The organism is Proteiniclasticum sp., from assembly GCF_003514505.1.
Taxonomy (GTDB): domain Bacteria; phylum Bacillota; class Clostridia; order Clostridiales; family Clostridiaceae; genus Proteiniclasticum.
On the sequence record NZ_DOPX01000032.1, the window covers coordinates 65,398 to 84,062 of the forward strand.

The following is an 18,665-nucleotide window of genomic DNA, read 5'->3' on the forward strand; positions in this document are numbered from 1 at the left end:
GATGATCTATGCAATTTATGCAGGAGTATTTTTCAGTGTCCTTCTCCTTCTGGTGGGACTGTATCTTCTGTTTTTCGGAAAGTCCGCTCAGATTCAGCACCGGATGGAAAAAATCAGAACCTCTGATGTGGAGAATTACGCCGAAGAGCGTGGAGAAAATCAGCAGCTTCTTAGAAATGAGCTCTTTTTATCAAAGCTTTCGAGAATCGGGTTCATTGGAAAGATTTACCAAAAGAATAAGGATACTCTGACCAAAGCCCATTTGCCTTTGAAGCCTGAAGAACTTTTTGGTATTTCGGTCCTTTTAAGTGGTGCAGTTGGAATTCTGCTGTACCTCTTCAAAGTGCCCCTATTAATAGTGATCATCGTTATGCTGATTCTCTATATGATTCCAGGGCTTTATGTAAGAATGGCCAAGGTAAGTAGAGGGAAAAAGCTCAACAATCAGCTGCCCGAGGCTCTATCGATTTTATCCAATGGCCTTCGTGCAGGACTTAGCTTCACCCAGTCCATGCTGGTGGCAGGAAAAGAGATGGAAGACCCCATCGCTTATGAGTTTAATAAGATCGTCCGGGACAACTCCCTTGGAAAACCCATCGATGAGGCCCTTTCGGATTTCTCCAAGAGAACCGAGGATGAGGACATCGATATCTTTGTCACCGCCATCCTCATTCAGCGCCAGGTGGGAGGAAACCTTTCTGAGATTCTGGATGTGCTGGCCAATACCATCAGAGACCGTATCAAGCTTCGGGGAGACATCAAGACCATCACCGCTCAAAGTAAGATGTCCGCCGTTGTGGTGGGGTCCATTCCCTTTGTGCTGGCAATCATCCTAAATCTCATCAACCCGGAGTTTATGCTGCCGCTCTTTAACACCCTCATTGGAAATATCCTCATAGGCGTGGTGCTCACCATGCAGACCATTGGGGTACTGATTCTTGTGAAAATCATCAAAGTGAAAATGTAAGGAGGAGACTGTATGGAACCGCTGCTTTATTTACTCACGCTGGTTACTGTAACACTCATCACGGTAGTATTCTATCAGTTCTTCTTTGGCAAAAGAGTCATGGTTTCCGAAAGGCTTCAGTCCATTAAAGCCATTGGCGTGGATTACGAGGAAGATGAACTGAAGACGCCCTTCATTGACCGTGTCATAGCCCCTCTGGTGGACCGCATGGCCAAGGCAGTGGGAAGAATGACTCCTTCCGGCATCAAGGACAAGTATGAGACGCTGATCATCCAGGCCGGAAAGCAGAAGATCATGAACACCAACAAGCTTCTACTTCTTCAGCTGGTCAGTGCCGCTATTTTCGGTGGGCTCATGTATACCGTAACAATTCTTGCAAACCTTCCAGCGCTCTTATTCACAGCAGTGATGGCGTTTATAGGATGGATGCTTCCCTATGTGCAGTATCGGAGCATCGCCAGAAAAAGGCAGGAGGAGATTCAAGTGTCTCTCCCTAGTTTTCTGGATCTTCTCTACGTTTCTGTGGAAGCTGGTCTAGGCTTTGATATGGCCATGAAGCGCTCTGCCGAAAAAATGAAGGGCGCTTTGGCAGAAGAAATCCGAGCAGTGCTGGATGACATCTCCAAAGGCAGAAACCGATCAGAGGCACTAAGATCCCTTTCTAAAAGGACAGGCGTGGATGATCTAAACACCTTTGTCACAGCAGTGATCCAGGCGGACCAGCTGGGATCAAACATCGCCAATATGCTCCGAGTCCAGTCCATGTCCGCGAGAACAAGAAGAAGACAGCGGATTGAGCAGGCTGTGGCGAAGCTGCCCGTAAAGATGATTTTTCCTCTGGTCTTTTTTTTCCTTCCCGCCATATTCATCATCATTTTAGGACCGGCACTTTTGAACGTACTGGAGGCACTGAGCGGAACAGATATATTGAGGTAGGTAGTATGAGAAAAAACAAAAAGTCATGGTCACTATTTTTAGCGATCTGTCTTTTTGCTGCGTATTTTCCCCTGGTAAAAGTCCAGGCGGAGGAAAGAGTAAGGCTTGAAAACCTTGCGGTGAGTCTCGTTGTGGATGTATCAGGCAGCATGGGGCAGACAGACCCAGAAGGACTACGGGAAACCGCGGCCAAAATGTTCATTGATCTCTTAAGTCCGGAGGATGCCATCGGTGTCATCACCTTTGATGAGAACGTGAAGATTGCAGTTCCTTTCCAGAAAGTGGAAAGCACGGCGAATAAGAATCTCATGAAAAATGCGCTCACCGGGAACCTTCTTCCTGCAGGGGACACGGATTATGTAAAGGCCATGGAGGCTGCCCTGGCCCAGCTGGAAGAGGTGGAGAATGAAGCCCGGAAAGTCATCCTTTTTGTCACAGACGGAATTCCGGATCCAGAGCCCGCAAGGCGAGAAGAGCCTGGCTATATGGAAAACTATATGAACGGCTTATGGAGTCTCACAGGAAGGGCAGCAGAAGAAAGAATTCCCATCTATACCGTTGGGTTTGGAGATATTGATCCTGCAATCCTGGAAAGAATGTCTCTGGAAACCCTGGGTGCAGCCACCATCACAGAGGACCCTGGCACATTGGCAGAGGTCTTTTTTGGCATTGTGGAAAGTCTGAAAAATAGGAGTCCTCTCCTGGAAGAAGAGTTCGTCCTATCAGAAGAGAAGAGCATTTCTTTTGAGATGGATCCCTACATCAGCCAGACCACGCTACTTCTTAGGCAGGATACAGACAATTATCAGGTGGACGTCACAGGGCCTGGAGGAGTGGGCATCACAGAGGGCGTTGCCCTATATAAAGAAAGGGGATACACCTTACTGACCCTCAATCAGAAAGAGGAGGAGCAGGTGGGCACCTGGAGTGTCAAGCTGACCCCAGCGCCAGGAGAGGCTGCGGCTCCCACCATAAAGGTCTTTGGAAGCACGGACTTTTTCTTTAAGCTCTGGATGGAAGAGCCGGTGATGAATGCTGTGCATCCCATGAATGAGCCCTTGAGACTTAGCGTATACGCCAGTACGCCTATCCCGGAAACGGCCTCCTTGGAAGCTGTGGTCACCAAAAACGGTGTGAGAAGCCGTACACCTATTCAGCTGATTTTAGAGAATGAAGTCTATGTGGGAACCTATGAGGACACCAAAGACCATGGATTCTATGAGGTGGATGTTCTCTTGAAAGAAGAAGGCAAAACCATAGCCACTGCTGGAAGTGCGTTTTCTGTGAAAAATGTGCCAGTCATCCAGTCGGATTATTTTGAGACCAGCACTCTGGAAGTTTTGGGTTCCTCAAGGATCATCAGAAGCAGCCTCTCCTCAGGTGGGGTAGATCTTGTGCCTGGAAGAGATCTTCTTTTGGAAGAATATGCGCTTCACCTCATCTATGAAGATGGCAGTGAGGTTCTTTATGCGTTCAAAGATGATGGGGAGGAGGCTTCCGGGGATCTTCGTTCTGGCGATGGCCTGTACAGTACCCGAGTGGCTTTTGAAAAAGAAGGAAAAGCGCATCTTCGCATCGGATTTCGTGGAAGCTACAAAGGGGAACCCTTTGTGCAGGAAAAAGAGCTGGGAGAGGTGAGCATAGGGGTCCTAAACGAGATTTCAGTGTCATCAGTTTCTTCTGAGGTCTCCGTGAAATCTGGAGAGTCCGCTCTTCTGGAGATTCTTCTAAAGAACGACAGCATTTTTCCGGAAACTCTTACGTTCTCGCTGGAAGAAGGAAAAGGAGAAATCTTGAACCCAACTCAGGAGATTGGCGCTCAGGAAGAGAAAAGAATATCGCTGCGGTATAAGCCCCATGAGAATATGAAGGATGAGTCCGTTAACTTAGTAATTTCTGTAATGGCACAAAGAGAGGACAGGTCTTTGTCTGGAACTCCCATCGCTGTTGAAGTGAGGGTGGTGAGCTTTCTTGGGGGACTTCTACAGAATGTGTCCCCATACAGGTCCCTTCTCCTAGGCCTTCTTCTCTTTCTTCTTATTGCGCTTCTTTTAGTCTATCTTCTGGGCAGGATTTTATACGCGGTGCTTGTGATGCCGAAGTATCTTGTCCGTGGAAGTCTTCATTATAAAAAAGACCGGACGTCCTTGGAGGAAGAAGGAGTCCTTCATCTATCAGACAAAAAGAAAAAAGAGATCATCATTAGTCTTGGCAAAGAGCAGGAGGGAGATTTCTATCTGCCTGCCAAGGGATCGGACTATCAGATGATGCTCATGAAAAAAGCGGAGGATCCGTCGAAAAAGTTCATCGAAGGATATAAGGCTCTTTTTGGGAAAGAGGACACACCAAGGCTTCGTATTCAAGTAACCCAGCCTGGAGTGCTGAGTTTTGATGGGACCATTCTCACCAGAAGAATGCTCTATGATGGGAATGTATTCGAAACGGCAGACTATATTTTCTGGTATGTGGAGGAAGAAGTGAAGAGAAAGACAAAAGCCAAGAATCTTCTGAAGGAGCGTGAAGGATGAGTATACTGAGACAAAAAGAAACGGGAGAGGTACTTCTTAAGAATTTGAAGGAAGCACAAGGATTTATGGGCAGGTTCAAGGGACTCATGGGAAAGACATCTCTGCCAGAAGACGAAGGGCTCAGAATCACTCCGTGCAGCAGCATTCACTGCTTCTTTATGAGAATGAACATTGATGTTCTTTTTCTCGATGAAGATCTCTGTGTGGTTCATACCATTTTTGATATGAAGCCCTGGAGGATCAGTAAGGTTGTGAAAAATTCAAGATCTGTCATTGAAGCAGAGAGTGGTGTGCTTAGGGGCAAAGTGAAGGTTGGAGACTGCCTTTCAATGGAAAGCTAAATTACATGGAATCCGATAGCAAGCAGGAAGAGAGTCTGGTTTTAGGCCAGACTCTCTTCTGCGTTGAACATCTTGTATTTCAGCTTCTTCTCCTGTGCTTTTTTTTGTGCAAGAAGCTCTGAGATTTCCATGAGGCTTAGTTGTTTTGGAGGGGCGCTTCTTACGAAGACAGATGTGAGTGTCATAAGTGGAAACATCTCCAAAAATCCATTTCTGTTTTCTGTGTGAATATAGCCACGCAATCTGTCTTCCTTCGTGTAAAAGGACAGAATTTCATGTTCGAATCTCTCCACCACCTGATCCATTTTGTGGATGCAGGAAGGATCGTCCATGAGGATTACGAAATCATCCCCACCGATGTGACCGATGAACTGGTGACTGGGCAGCTCTTTAGAGAGAAGTTCTGCTAAGAGCCGAATGGCAAGATCGCCCTTCTCAAAACCATAGACATCATTGAAGGGTTTAAAATGGTCGATGTCGAGATAATAAGCAAAAAACTCCTTCTCTTTCTTCACCAGCTCGTGGAGTCTCTGTTCGATGAGCAGATTTCCAGGAAGGCCAGTGAGAGGATTTTGGTGCTTGGCTTTAAAGAGCTCGATCTCATAGGACTTTTCCAGGAGGTCTTTGATGGTCACAACCCCAAAGTAGTGATCTTTCTCTTCCACCACGATAAAGTCATAGAGCTTGTCCTGGGAACGCTCCATGGCGAGGGAAGAGACGAGGTTTACTGGAGTGCTTCCTTCCACAGAGAGAAAATCCTTATCCATAACTTGGGAAAGTGGTTTATTCTGATTGAGGGTGAACCCATACTGACCGCTCAGAAGTAAAGAGAGCTTTTCTCTTGTGAGAATCCCTTCTACCTTCGAGTCCTGAAGAATACAGATGCCTAAGCTATCTTTCTGGAGTTTCAGAAGATGATAGGCTTCAAAGACAGTGGACTTCGGGGATAGGATCTCAATGGGACCGGCCAGATGGCGCACTTCCTGATAGCTGTAAGGAAGAACGGACTGTGGATTCTTCTTCAGGTTCTGGTTGTGGATGAAGTCCAGTACTTCAGACGAGATGGGGGTAATCTCTCTTTCCGGTCTTTGGATGAGATACCCTTGGGCATACTGCACACCAAGATGAAGGACACAGTCCAGTTCTTCAAAGGTTTCAACTCCTTCAGCGATGAGTAGGATTCCGGAGGCTTTGGAAAATTCCACCAAGCCTTTCACGATGGCGCTTTTGATGGGACTCACATGGATGTCACGGATGAGCTTCATGTCTATCTTGATGTAAGTCGGGTCCACATCGCTGATGAGATTGAGACCTGAATAGCCCGCTCCCACATCATCGATGGCGATGGTATAGTCCTGGCTCTTATAGTGGCAGATAATCGTCTTGAAGCTTTTCATATCAGAGATGACATTTCTTTCGGTGATCTCAAAGATCACTTGTTTTGGAGATATACCGTACTCTGTGAGAAATTCCTTGGTGAAGCCTCGGATGAAGGAGTCATCCTGAAGAATATGAGGATTCACATTAAGAAACAGCTTCTTTGATATCGGGGGTGTCATGAACCTCTGGGCTGATTTTAGCGAAATGCTCCGTGCCAGCTGCTCCAGTTCCCAGAGCCTATGGTTTTCCTTTGCGGCAATGAAGAGCTCTTCGGGCGAAGAGAAGAGTCCATCCTCACTGATTCTCGACAGGGCTTCATACCCAATAACCACACCGGTGGAGAGAGAGAGGATGGGTTGAAAAACTGCATACAGCTTTTTTTCAGCAATGATTCTGGTAAGAGATTCCATCGTGTTGGTCATAGCGGGGATTGTCCTCCTTGGATGAAGTAGTATTCGTATCTATGTTAGATAGCACTATCATAATCCTTTCGTGTTAAGTGTATGTTCTGTTTTCATGGATTCCATGTTAACTGAGTAAAGAATGAAAAGTCCATGGAGTAGATGGGATCTACTGGTGGTGTCCATCTTCTAAGAGGTGTTGAGACCTAAAAGTGCCAAAAAACAGTTGTTTTTTGGCTTAAAATCACCCAAAAAACCATGAAAAGCCATTGGGGAGAAGAACTTTGAAGATTTATACGGATGATGATATAATAGAAAAGACCTTTTACGTTTGGAAGGAGGGAACAACATGGCAAAGAAGACACCAAATCTTGAAACAGCCACAGAAATCAGAAGAGTCACCAAGGGATACTTTGGAGATCCAAAAGGATTTGAGGAGATTCTCTATCGGACCAAAAACAACCGGTATGTGCTTCTTCAGAGGGGTGGACATGAAAGTCCATTTCAGGAAGAGAAGATCACCCAGATTCTGAAGGTGGACGCTGAAGCTTGGCTGGCCTCCCTATAGTTGGGAAGAAGAACCTGAAACAAGGTTCTTTCTGAAGGGGATGTAAACGTTTTGATGTCAGAATTTGTCAAAGGAAACCTTCTGTTAATTTTTCACGACCAACTGTAAAAATGAAAAAGAATGTGTATAATGGGTAATATAATTTAAAGACTCAGGAGGAAAAGATATGATTAAGGAAGTAACAGGCAGCACTTTTGAAAGTGATGTACTTGGAAAAGAAGGACTTGTACTGGTGGACTTTTGGGCACCTTGGTGCGGACCTTGCAAAATGCTCGCACCCCTATTTGAAGAACTCAACGACGAAATTGAAGATGTGGAATTTGTAAAACTTAATGTGGACAACAATCCACAGCAGGCAGCAAAGTATAGAGTTGCCAGCATCCCAACACTTCTGGCTTTTAAAAATGGACAGCTGGTGGACCAGATCGTTGGTTTCAGACCAAAGGAAGAGCTTCGAGCATTCATCAACAGAAATAAGTAGTAGAAAATCCCTTCTGAAGGCCGTGCTTTTGGAAGGGGTTTTTGTTTCCTATGGTTACACCGTAAGTGTAATACCTCTCTAGAAAATTTAGTGCAGAGCAGGAATTGAGGATCTATTCTGAAGGAAAATGAGCTGAAAAGGACTGCATTCTTTAGAAATCTTGAAAAGATATTAAAAACCTCTTAAAAGACCCGTTCTTTTAAGAGGTTTTTTAGTTCATCCGCTACAATGGGAGAGGAGCATGCAGCATAAGAGAATCCTATTCATCGGTGCATAATATGAAACATCGGTGAATACTGCAAAGAAATTGCCAAAAACCGAAAATTGTGCACAATCCAAGCGCGTTCTATTGTATAATTTAAATATATTGACTAAAATCTGCTGAGAAAAGCAGGGGAGGTGTCCCGTGGAAACGCTCAATACCATTCTGAATACTGTTAGAAATATGAATATATCCTCCGTCATTGATATTCTCATCGTGGCGTATCTGATTTATAGAGCTTATAAACTCATTATAGAAACAAGGGCGGAGCTGCTTCTTCGCGGCATTGTGCTGATTTTGCTGCTCATTCCCATCAGCTATATTTTTAATCTCACCATGGTGTATACCATCATCAGTAAAACCATCACCATTGGAGTGCTGACTCTGGTCATCATCTTCCAGCCGGAAATCCGAAGGATTCTGGAGCATCTGGGAAGATCCGCCTTCAGTGACAGAAGAGTGCTGAGGGATGCGGATATCCTGACCAAAGTTGTGAATGAAATCGTAGAAGCTGTGGACAATTTAAGTGAAAGCAAAACCGGAGCACTCATCGTCATTGAACAGGATACAGGTCTAGGAGACATCAGTGAGACAGGCACTAAAATTGATGCAGTGGTCTCCACGGCTCTTTTGGAAAATATCTTTGTGCCCAATACACCGCTTCACGATGGGGCCACCATCATCCGAGGGGCTAGAATCTCCTCTTCAGGATGTGTGCTTCCTCTCACCACCAACAAAGACATCAGCAAGAGCCTTGGCACAAGGCACCGGGCAGCCCTGGGGCTGTCGGAAGTGTCGGATGCTCTGGTGCTCATTGTTTCAGAAGAAACAGGCACCATCTCTCTTGCCCTCAACGGCAAGCTTGTCCGAAACTACGACAAGGAGAGGCTTCAGAAGATTCTTGTGAAGATACTGACCAGCAAGATTGAAAAGAAAATTACATGGAAGGAGAAGATTGAATCATGGCTAAGCAAAAAGGATCGGATCTCCTCCTGAAAATAGTCAGTCTCATTTTATCCTTCAGTCTCTGGATCTACATCATCAATGTGGAAAATCCCATCAAGACCATGAAGGTGTACAATGTGCCGGTGAGACTGGAAAACCTGGAGAACATCACAGAACAGAATCTGGCGCTTCTGCCCAATCAGGACATCATGGTGACTCTGACGGTGAAGGGGCCTGCGTCAGAAGTATACCGGAGTGTGGCCAGCAACTTCAGAGTGGTGGCGAATCTCGATGATCTTCCTCTGAAAGCAGGCATCAACGAAGTGCCCATTGAAATCACGTCCTACCCCGCGGATCTGGATGTGACACCCAGCAGCAATGTGAAAGCCATAGTGTATCTGGATGATTATCTGGAAAGAGAAGTGCCCATTGTGTCTCAGTTTGACGCAGTGGCAGCCGATGGCCATTATGTGGCAGGCACTACCTTCAATCCCGCTTCCGTGATGGTGAAAGGACCTGCTCAGTATGTGAATCAGGTCAAGGCTCTTGCGGCCAGAGGCCAGCGGGAAGGCTTGGAGGAAAACTATAAAGAAATTCTTTCCCTTGTGGCCATCGATGAAAAGGATCAGGTGGTAAACCACGTGCAGTTCTCTCCTCTTTATGTGGAGATGAATATTGAAGTCTTTTCTACGAAGTCTGTGCCCATTGTGGTGGATACCGCAGGAGAAGTACCAGAAGGCTTTGAGCTCTTAAGCACTTCTGTGGCACCAGCCACCATTCTCATTGCAGGACCAGACAGTCTGCTCACTCAGATCAGCGAAATTTCTACAGAAGAGCTGAATCTGTCAGAGATCAATGAATCCGGAGATCATCTGAAACGGCTGGTGATTCCAGAGGGCATCATAGCTGTGGAAGGAAACTCCAGCGCTACCGTATCTCTCGTGCTGGAAGCCTTTGAGACCAGGACCATCTCAAAACGGGTCACCACCATTGGCATGGGAGAAGGACTCAGTGTTACTCTTTCCACAAACTCCGTAAACATCGTGGTCAGTGGACCCCAAAGCGCACTGGATGAAATCACAGAAGAATCCATCACCGCAGAAATCGATCTGACGGGGCTTCAGCCGGGGGAATACGAGCTGACACCAAAGATTGTGCTGCCGGTGGATATGATTGAAGTCTCTGTGAATCCTCTGGTCATTTCTGTGACCATTACAGTGGAGGGTGAAGAAGCGCTGCCGCCGGAGGAGACCCCTGGAGGATAATCGCAAGTACAAAATACAGATGGAAGCCTACGGGCTTCCATTTTTGGAGTGAGGATTATGATAAAGATTACAAATCTGGAACTGACTTTAGAGGAAGATAAAAGCGAACTGAAGGCAAAAGCGGCAAAGCTCTTAAGAATTCCGGAGAGCGAGATTTTATCTCTGGAAATTCAGAAGGAGTCTGTGGATGCAAGAAAAGAACCTCTGAAGTTTGTGCACACCGTTCATCTTAGAGTGAAGGAGGAAGAACGGGTCCTTCGGAAAAATAGAAGTCCAAAGGTTTCCTATTATGAGGAAACACACCGGGAACCCCTCATAAAGGGAAATATGCTCCTAAAGCACAGACCGGTAGTTGTGGGCTTTGGTCCGGCAGGTCTTTTCGCTGCCCTGAAGCTGGCGGAGGAAGGATACTGCCCCCTGGTCTTAGAACGGGGAGCGCCCATGAAAGAGCGGGATGAGAAGGTGGACTTTTTCATGAAGACCGGCATCTTGGATGTGAATACAAACATCCAGTTTGGAGAAGGCGGTGCAGGTGCGTATTCGGACGGAAAGCTCACCACAAGAATCAAGGACCCCAGGATCCACGAAGTCATTGGAACGCTCCTTTCCGCGGGAGCACCGGAGGAGATTGCTTATCTTTCCAAGCCCCATGTGGGTACGGATCTTCTGAAAGGCGTGGTGGTGAGAATCCGGGAAAGAATCAAAGAACTGGGGGGAGAAGTGCGATTCTACAGCATGCTGGAAAATCTCAAAATAAAGAATGGAGTACTAGAGGAAATCACTGTCAATGGAGAGCCTTTTGAAACGGAGGTGGTGATCCTTGCCTTGGGGCACAGTGCCCGGGATACCTACGAGATGCTGTTTTCCAGAGGCATCACCATGGAAGCCAAATCCATGGCTGTGGGGGTGCGCATTGAGAATCTTCAGTGGAGGATCAGTGAAAGCCAGTACGGCCCCTCTTTTTTGCATCCGAAGCTTCGTCCGGCAGAATACACCTTGGCGGCGAAAACCAGAGATGGCAGAGGGGTTTACAGCTTCTGCATGTGTCCAGGCGGTCTTGTGGTGCCTGCTGCCAGTGAAGAGGGACACCTTGTGGTCAATGGCATGAGCTATCATGCCCGGGACAAGGAGAATGCCAATTCTGCTCTTGTGGTTTCTGTCACACCGAGTGATTATGGGCCCCATCCTCTGGCGGGCATCGCTTTTCAGAGAGATCTGGAAAAGAAGGCTTTCCAGCTGGGGGGAGGCGCCTATCATGCGCCGGTGCAGAAGGTGGAGGATTTTCTCAAAGGGAAGCTCACAGAGACCTTTGGAGAAGTGCAGCCTTCCTATGAACCTGGCGTGAAAAGTGTACTTCTGAAAGAGCTTTTCCCTGCCTATATTACAGAAGGCCTGGAGGATGGACTGCTTCAGTTTGAAAAGAAGATTGAGGGATTCACAAAGCATGGCGCACTTCTTACTGGTGTGGAGACAAGAACCTCCGCCCCCGTGAGGATTCTCAGAGGAGATACTCTAGAAAGTCCTTCTGCTGAAGGTCTCTATCCCTGTGGGGAAGGAGCAGGATATGCCGGAGGCATCGTGAGCAGTGCAGTGGACGGCATCAAGGTGGCCGAAGCGGTGATCCGGAAGTACAAACCCATGAAATAGAGAAGAATCATCTGGACAGGTCCAGATGATTTTTTGCCAAATACACAATATAATTGTGTAAGTTTCAACGTAAAATGCCAATAAGATAATGGAAAAACGGATTTATTAGAACATCTGTAACAGATGGTTTAAAAATAAGAGAGTTTACATATTTTCAAATGTAAAGGGTTTCTGTTATGATTAAATAGAAATATTTTGGGAGGGAATGCGTATGAAATATGTGCTTGTCATCAATCCTGGATCCACATCCACAAAGATTGCGATCTACAGTACTGAATCCATGGAGATTCATACAGAAGTGGTGGAACACAATGTGGAAGCGTTAAAGGCTTTTGAACATATCATCGACCAGAGTGAAGTAAGACGGGAAGAAATCGTAAGAGTCCTCCGGGAGAAGAAAATCGGAAAAGAGGACCTTGCCTGCGTGGTTGGCCGTGGTGGACTTCTGAGACCCATAAGAGGGGGCACCTATCTTGTTGATATGGATATTGTGAATGATCTGAAGGCTTCCGTACAAGGGGAGCATGCCTCGAATCTGGGGCCTATCCTTGCCAAAGAGATTGCCGATGAGGCTGGTGTAGAAGCGTATATTGTTGATCCTGTGGCCTGCGATGAAATGGATGATGTGGCGAGATTTACAGGTCTTAAAGGAGAAGAGAGAGGCTCTCTTGCCCATTACCTGAACATCAAAGGCGTCACAAGAAAGGTCTGCGAAGATGAAGGTTTTGATTTTTATGAGGATAATTTCATCGTGGCGCATCTGGGTGGAGGCTTTTCCATCGGACCACTGAAAAAAGGAAGACTGGTGGATGTGAACAATGCAAACCACGGGGGACCTTTCAGTCCGGAACGTGTGGGCACACTGCCTCTAGGAATTCTGGTGAAGTATGCCTTCTCCGGAGAGTATGACAAGAAGTCTCTACTTAGAAAGTTCCAGAGAAGTGCGGGTCTTGTGTCCCATCTGGGCACCTCAGATGCCAGAGAAGTGGAAAGAATGATCCATGATGGAGATGATTATGCAGCCAAGGTCTATGAGGCCATGGCTTATCAGATTGCAAAAGAGATCGGAGCATCCGCTGCAGTGCTGAAGGGCGATGTGAAAGCCATCATCATGACCGGAGGTCTTGCTTATTCCAGCATGCTCATGGGTATGGTGGAGGAATATGTGAAATTCATTGCACCGGTGCTGAGAGTGCCTGGTGAACTGGAAATGAAATCCCTCTATGAAGGGGCAAGAAGAGTGCTGAGCGGAGAAGAAAAACCGCTGAGATACAGGGAGGAAATACTGAGTGAAAAGTTTTAATGAGATCTATGAGAAAATCAAGGGCAGTGAACGTCGAAGGGTCATTGCCGTGGCTGCGGCAGAAGATGAGCCAGTACTCCAGGCGGTGACTAAGGCAAAGGAACTGGGCCTTTGTGATGCAGTGCTGGTGGGCGATGAGGAGAAGATTCTTTCTTTACTGAAAGAACTGTCCTTGGAAAGCACCTTTAAAATCATGGAGGAGAAGAATCCGGCTAAGGCAGCGAAGATCGCAGCAAACCTTGTGAGAGAAGGTGAATGTGACATTCTCATGAAAGGCCTGGTGGATACCAAGTCCCTTCTTAGGGCCGTTCTGGACAAGGAAACAGGTCTTGCCACAGGAAACCTCATCAGCCATATCGCAGCCTTTGAAGTGCCTGGTTATGACCGGATGCTCTTTGTCACGGATGCAGCCATGAATACTTACCCTGGTCTCAAGGAAAAGGTAGGAATCCTCACCAATGCGGTCTCCTTTGTGACGAGCCTTGGCGTAGAAACACCTAAAGTGGCAGCAATCTGCGCTGTGGAAGTGGTCAACGAAGCCATGCAGGCTACGGTGGATGCGGCCATGCTGTCCAAGATGAATGACAGGGGACAGATTAGGGGATGCATCGTGGATGGACCCTTGGCTCTGGATAACGCACTCAGTGTGGAAGCGGCCGAGCATAAAGGCATCAAGAGCCCCGTGGCCGGTCATGCGGATATTCTTCTCATGCCAAACATTGAGTCTGGCAATGTACTGTATAAAGCACTCACCTACACCACAGAAAGCAAGTCCGGCGGTGTTCTTCTGGGAGCAAAAGCTCCCGTGGTGGTCACCTCCAGAGCAGACTCTTTTGAAAGCAAAGTCAACAGCATCGCCATGGCTGTGCTGAACGCCTAATAGAAATCTCTTTTCAGGAAACAGTGTGTAAAAATTTATTTGAATTGTTTGGGGGAAACTATGAGTAAACTACTTATCATCAATCCGGGATCCACATCCACAAAAATCGGTATTTTTAACGGAAACACCGAGGTGGCATCCCATACACTGCGTCATGAGGCTTCTGTCATTGGAAGCTTTCATAGTGTCATCGACCAGTATGAGTGGAGAATTGAAGAAATCAAGAAGGTTCTGGCAGAAAAAGGAGAAGCATTAGATTCCTTTGATGCCTATGTGGGCAGAGGAGGCCTTTTAAAGCCCATCAAATCCGGTACCTATAGAGTCAACGAAGCCATGCTGGCGGATCTTAAGAAGAGCATCAAGGGAGAGCATGCCTCAAACCTGGGTGCCATGATCGCTCAGGGTCTTGCCACCGAATACGGGAAAGAAGCTTTCATTGCAGACCCTGTGGTGGTGGATGAGATGGAGGACCTGGCTAGAATCTCCGGAAACAGCCATTTTGAAAAAGTGAGCATTTTCCATGCCCTCAATCAGAAGGCTGTGGCAAAGCGCTATGCCAAGGAAAACCATCTGAACTACAATGAGCTGAATCTTATTGTGGTGCATCTGGGCGGAGGCATCAGTGTAGGCGCCCATAAGAATGGAAAGGTTGTAGATGTGAATAATGCGCTGAATGGAGAAGGACCTTTCTCTCCTGAAAGAAGCGGAACCCTTCCTGCGGCAGACCTTGTGGAAATTTCTTTCTCCGGAAAGTACACCAAGGGAGAGATCCTCAAGATGATCACCGGAAAAGGCGGCTTTGTTTCCTATTTAGGAACCAATGATGCAAGGGAGGTGGAAAACCGCGCAGAAGCAGGAGATGTGGAAGCAAAGAAGATCTACGATGCCATGGGGTATCAGGTGGCAAAGGAAGTCGGTTCTCTTGCGCCAGTACTTATGGGAAAAGTGGATGCCATCCTTCTTACTGGCGGCATTGCCTACTCCAAGATGATGGTGAATTTCATCAAGGAAAGAGTGGAGTTCATCGCCCCTGTGGTGGTGTATCCTGGAGAAGACGAGCTCTTGGCGCTGGCGGAAGCGGCCAATCGTGTGCTGAGTGGAGAAGAGGAAGCCATCGTCTACGAATAGACAACAGAATGGGAACTGAATGACATTAAATTATCAAATTCATAATATAGAGTGAAAAAATCTTAAAAAAGTTAAAAATCGTGATTTGTAAAGGTATTCAGGGGTCTTTCATAACAGATGGCCATTTCTGTTGTGAAAGTTCCTCTCACTTTACAAACAATTCATTAATTTTCAATCAGATGAAGAGCTTTGCCATGAAATTGAAAATTAGATTCCCAAAGGAATTTGTACTAAAATAGAACCATGAAAGTATGTATGTATGGAGGTATGGCCTTTGGAGAGAATCACGATCATCACCGGACATTTCGGTAGCGGAAAATCCGAAATTTCCATCAATCTGGCCAAAAAAATGAACCGGGAAGGCCAAAAGGTCGCCCTGGTGGATCTGGACATTGTGAATCCGTTCTTCTGTATCCGGGACTTTAAAGAGATCCTGGGGAAAGAGGGGATCGATGTCATCGCGGCGAATCCTGAGTGGTCCAATGCGGAGCTCATGATGGTGCCTGCGGAAGTCAGTGGTATTTTTGTCAAAAGAGATACCAGCTATATCATGGACATCGGTGGAGACGACATGGGTGCCGTGGTTCTGGGACAGTACAACGGGGAGCTTTTAAAGACAGGCTACAATCTGTTTTTTGTCATCAACACCCAGCGTCCTATGACACCTGATGAAAAAGGAATCAAAGAGTACATTGAAGGGATTGAGAGAAGCGCAAGACTGAAAGTGACCCATCTCATTTCCAACACCAACCTGTCTTTTGAGACCACAGTGGAAGAAATCCTAAAGGGAGACCAGATTGTGTCTGAGCTTTCCAAAGAACTGGGGATTCCCCATCTGTACACCGTGGCCAGAGAAGATCTGGCTGGAGAACTGGAAGGTAAACTGAATGGGGAGCTTCTTCCCATTGAAATCTTTATGAAAACGCCATGGAGTTAAAATAAAAGGGGGATATGGTATGCCAAAAGTTGTGTTTAGGGAAGAACGATGCAAAAGCTGCGGACAGTGTGTCATTGCCTGTCCTGTGAACATCATCGGTTTCACAGACAGAATCAATGAAAAAGGGTACAGACCAGCAGGGATTCCTGCGGAGCTCATGGAGAAGTGCATCGGATGTACTTCCTGTGGAAGAATGTGTCCGGACTTAGTCATCACAGTGTATAAATAGGGGGTTTAGGTATGAGCGAAAAGGTACTCATGAAGGGAAATGAAGCCATTGGAGAAGCGGCCATCAGAGCCAACTGCAAATGCTTCTTCGGATATCCGATCACACCGCAGACAGAAGTGGCTGCGTATATGGCAAAGAAAATGCCAACCATCGGCAGAGTGTTCCTGCAGGCGGAAAGTGAAATTGCAGCGGTCAATATGGTCTATGGAGCAGCTGGAACAGGCGTACGATGCATGACCAGTTCCTCTTCACCAGGAATCAGCCTGAAGGCGGAAGGAATCTCCTACCTTGCTGGAGCGGAGCTTCCTTGCGTTATTATCAACATCGTGCGTGGAGGCCCAGGACTAGGCGGTATTCAGCCTGCTCAGTCTGACTACTTCCAGGCCACAAAGGGTGGAGCTCATGGAGACTTCCACATGCCCGTTTATGCCCCATCCTCCATTCAGGAAATGGTGGATCTTATTCAGGAAGCCTTTGATGTGGCAGATGAATACAGAACACCATGCATGATCATGGGAGACGGTATGCTGGGCCAGATGATGGAACCAGTTGAGTTCAAGGAGAACCTCAAAAAGAGAGATCTTCCTGAGAAGACCTGGGCAGCCAATGGAAGAATGGGCAGAGCCCATCACAATGTGATCAACTCTCTGTTCCTGAAGACAGAAGCCCTGGAAGAGCACAACAACCATCTGGGTAGAAAGTATGCAGCCATCAAGGAAAAAGAAGTCAAGTATGAACTGATGAATACAGAAGATGCAGATCTCATTCTGGTTGCCTATGGCACCACAGCAAGAATCTGTAAGAATGTCATCAAGCTTGCCAAGGAAAAGGGCGTAAAGCTTGGACTTGTCAGACCTATAACTCTGTGGCCATATCCACAGGAAGCCTTTGATCTCACCATCGGAAACACCAAGCATGGCTACCTCACCGTAGAAATGAGCATGGGCCAGATGGTGGAAGACGTAAGACTCTCTGTTGAAGGAAGAAAGCCAGTTCATTTCTATGGACGTTCCGGCGGTATGATTCCTACGCCAGATGAGATTCTTGTGAAGGCACTCGAAATCGTAGGGGGGAACAAGTAATGGAAGTGAAAGACAGACCAATTCTATTTAAACCAACTACAGGACTTTTGGATGTACCTACACACTACTGTCCTGGTTGTACACATGGCGTAATCCATAGACTCATCGGTGAGGTTATGGAAGAGCTGGATATCATCGACAAGACCATTGGGGTGGCTCCTGTTGGATGTTCTGTTCTTGCTTATGACTATTTTGCGTGCGATATGTTTGAAGCAGCTCATGGTAGAGCTCCAGCCGTTGCAACAGGTATCAAGAGAGCAAATCCAGACAAGATCGTCTTCACCTATCAGGGAGACGGGGACATCGCCGCCATCGGTACTGCAGAAGCAGTCCATGCGGCAGCAAGAGGCGAAAAGATCGTGACCATCTTCGTTAACAACTGTATCTACGGTATGACCGGTGGACAGATGGCTCCTACGACTCTTCCAGGACAAAAGACCGAAACTTCTCCTTATGGAAGAGATGTTGCAACTGCAGGATTCCCCATCAGATTCTCTGAAATGCTGGCACAGCTGGATGGCGCATATTACATCGAAAGAGTATCTGTAGATAAGGTTGCAGGCGTTGCCAAGACCAAGAAAGCCATCAAGAAGGCGTTCCAGAATGCCATCGACGGTAAGGGCTTCAACATGGTGGAAGTGCTTTCCATCTGTCCTACCAACTGGGGTCTTAACACAGAAGAGTCTCTGAACTGGCTGAGAGAAAGCATGATTCCTTACTACCCACTGGGTGTAAAGAAGGATCTTGACAAGAAGGAGGAAGCGAAATAATGACACAGGAAATTATTTTTGCAGGCTTCGGTGGGCAGGGGATTCTGTCCATGGGGAAGTTCCTGGCTTTCGGTGGAATGGATAAAGGAATGAATGTTTCCTGGTGTCCAAGCTATGGTCCTGAAATGCGTGGAGGTACCGCGAACTGCTCTGTGATCCTTTCTGATGAGGAAATTGGAGCACCGATTATTTCTGCACCTGACACCATCGTTGTGATGAACAGACCTTCCCTGGATAAGTTTGAGAAAACAGTAAAACCAGGCGGACTGATCATTCTGGACAGTAACCTTGTCACAAGAGAAGTGGACAGAGATGATGTGACTGTCATCAGAATCCCAAGCCAGACAGAAGCAGAAGCCATTGGTTCTGCGAAGATCGCCAATATGATTCTTCTGGGTGCTTTGGTAGAGAAAACTGGAATCATCTCCAAGGATGAGCTTCTGGAATCTCTCAAGGGCCATGGAAAAGAGACCTTCTTTGAGATGAATAAGAATGCCATTGAAAAGGGCATTGAATACGCCAAGAAGGCTTAAGAATACGGAGTAAATAGAAAGACCTCTCTGATTGTGTGTATGCACACTCAGAGAGGTCTCTTTAATTCTGAATAAAGAAGCA

18 protein-coding genes are annotated in these 18,665 nt (G+C 46.8%); 17 read left to right on the forward strand and 1 reads right to left on the reverse strand.

Features of this window, described 5'->3' with window-relative positions:
• The first annotated feature begins 1 nt into the window (after position 1).
• From DEF30_RS11115 to DEF30_RS11130, 4 genes are read left to right on the forward strand one after another with little or no spacing between them, the layout of a single operon-like run.
• Positions 2-967, forward strand: a complete 966-nt coding sequence (locus tag DEF30_RS11115; protein WP_294099313.1) for a type II secretion system F family protein — start codon at positions 2-4, stop codon at positions 965-967.
• A gap of 12 nt (positions 968-979) precedes the next feature.
• Complete coding sequence (locus DEF30_RS11120; protein WP_294099314.1) at positions 980-1,903, forward strand: type II secretion system F family protein; 924 nt, start codon at positions 980-982, stop codon at positions 1,901-1,903.
• 5 nt (positions 1,904-1,908) lie between these two features.
• On the forward strand, positions 1,909-4,431 hold the full coding sequence (locus DEF30_RS11125; protein ID WP_294099316.1) for a vWA domain-containing protein: 2,523 nt from the start codon (positions 1,909-1,911) through the stop codon (positions 4,429-4,431).
• A complete protein-coding gene (locus DEF30_RS11130) occupies positions 4,428-4,772 on the forward strand; it encodes a DUF192 domain-containing protein (RefSeq protein ID WP_294099317.1) in 345 nt (114 codons plus the stop codon). The genes DEF30_RS11125 and DEF30_RS11130 overlap by 4 nt, the downstream gene beginning before the upstream one ends.
• A gap of 41 nt (positions 4,773-4,813) precedes the next feature.
• On the opposite strand, the gene DEF30_RS11135 is transcribed toward DEF30_RS11130, so the two are convergent.
• Positions 4,814-6,574 (reverse strand): bifunctional diguanylate cyclase/phosphodiesterase, encoded by a 1,761-nt coding sequence (locus DEF30_RS11135; RefSeq protein ID WP_294099318.1) that lies wholly within the window; start codon positions 6,572-6,574, stop codon positions 4,814-4,816.
• Positions 6,575-6,902: 328 nt separating this feature from the next.
• On the opposite strand from DEF30_RS11135, the gene DEF30_RS11140 reads away from it, so the two are divergent.
• From DEF30_RS11140 to DEF30_RS11200, 13 genes are all read left to right on the forward strand, one after another.
• On the forward strand, positions 6,903-7,121 hold the full coding sequence (locus DEF30_RS11140; RefSeq protein WP_074912456.1) for a hypothetical protein: 219 nt from the start codon (positions 6,903-6,905) through the stop codon (positions 7,119-7,121).
• Between the two features lie 166 nt (positions 7,122-7,287).
• Positions 7,288-7,602: a thioredoxin gene (trxA, locus tag DEF30_RS11145; protein WP_074912457.1), complete on the forward strand. Its 315-nt coding sequence runs from the start codon at positions 7,288-7,290 to the stop codon at positions 7,600-7,602.
• A 406-nt stretch (positions 7,603-8,008) separates the two neighbouring features.
• Complete coding sequence (gene cdaA, locus DEF30_RS11150) at positions 8,009-8,860, forward strand: diadenylate cyclase CdaA (RefSeq protein ID WP_294099319.1); 852 nt, start codon at positions 8,009-8,011, stop codon at positions 8,858-8,860.
• Positions 8,827-10,074: a CdaR family protein gene (locus DEF30_RS11155; protein WP_294099321.1), complete on the forward strand. Its 1,248-nt coding sequence runs from the start codon at positions 8,827-8,829 to the stop codon at positions 10,072-10,074. The genes cdaA and DEF30_RS11155 overlap by 34 nt, the downstream gene beginning before the upstream one ends.
• Positions 10,075-10,128: 54 nt before the next feature.
• A complete protein-coding gene (locus DEF30_RS11160) occupies positions 10,129-11,721 on the forward strand; it encodes an FAD-dependent protein (RefSeq protein ID WP_294099438.1) in 1,593 nt (530 codons plus the stop codon).
• Between the two features lie 211 nt (positions 11,722-11,932).
• Positions 11,933-13,024, forward strand: a complete 1,092-nt coding sequence (buk, locus tag DEF30_RS11165) for a butyrate kinase (protein ID WP_294099324.1) — start codon at positions 11,933-11,935, stop codon at positions 13,022-13,024.
• Positions 13,011-13,904 carry a phosphate butyryltransferase gene (gene ptb, locus DEF30_RS11170; RefSeq protein WP_294099326.1) on the forward strand — a complete coding sequence of 298 codons (894 nt, stop codon included), beginning with the start codon at positions 13,011-13,013 and terminating at the stop codon, positions 13,902-13,904. The genes buk (DEF30_RS11165) and ptb overlap by 14 nt, the downstream gene beginning before the upstream one ends.
• Before the next feature lie 60 nt (positions 13,905-13,964).
• Positions 13,965-15,032 carry a butyrate kinase gene (gene buk / locus DEF30_RS11175; protein ID WP_294099329.1) on the forward strand — a complete coding sequence of 356 codons (1,068 nt, stop codon included), beginning with the start codon at positions 13,965-13,967 and terminating at the stop codon, positions 15,030-15,032.
• A gap of 274 nt (positions 15,033-15,306) precedes the next feature.
• Entirely contained in the window at positions 15,307-15,969 is a 663-nt protein-coding gene (locus DEF30_RS11180; protein ID WP_294099332.1) for a P-loop NTPase, read from the forward strand.
• Positions 15,970-15,988: 19 nt separating this feature from the next.
• On the forward strand, positions 15,989-16,198 hold the full coding sequence (locus DEF30_RS11185) for a 4Fe-4S binding protein (protein WP_031577256.1): 210 nt from the start codon (positions 15,989-15,991) through the stop codon (positions 16,196-16,198).
• Positions 16,199-16,209: 11 nt separating this feature from the next.
• Positions 16,210-17,280, forward strand: a complete 1,071-nt coding sequence (locus tag DEF30_RS11190; protein ID WP_074912464.1) for a 3-methyl-2-oxobutanoate dehydrogenase subunit VorB — start codon at positions 16,210-16,212, stop codon at positions 17,278-17,280.
• Positions 17,280-18,050, forward strand: a complete 771-nt coding sequence (locus DEF30_RS11195; protein ID WP_074912465.1) for a thiamine pyrophosphate-dependent enzyme — start codon at positions 17,280-17,282, stop codon at positions 18,048-18,050. Before DEF30_RS11190 ends, DEF30_RS11195 begins: the two co-directional genes overlap by 1 nt.
• Positions 18,047-18,583, forward strand: a complete 537-nt coding sequence (locus DEF30_RS11200) for a 2-oxoacid:acceptor oxidoreductase family protein (protein WP_083422773.1) — start codon at positions 18,047-18,049, stop codon at positions 18,581-18,583. The genes DEF30_RS11195 and DEF30_RS11200 overlap by 4 nt, the downstream gene beginning before the upstream one ends.
• Positions 18,584-18,665: the final 82 nt, after the last annotated feature.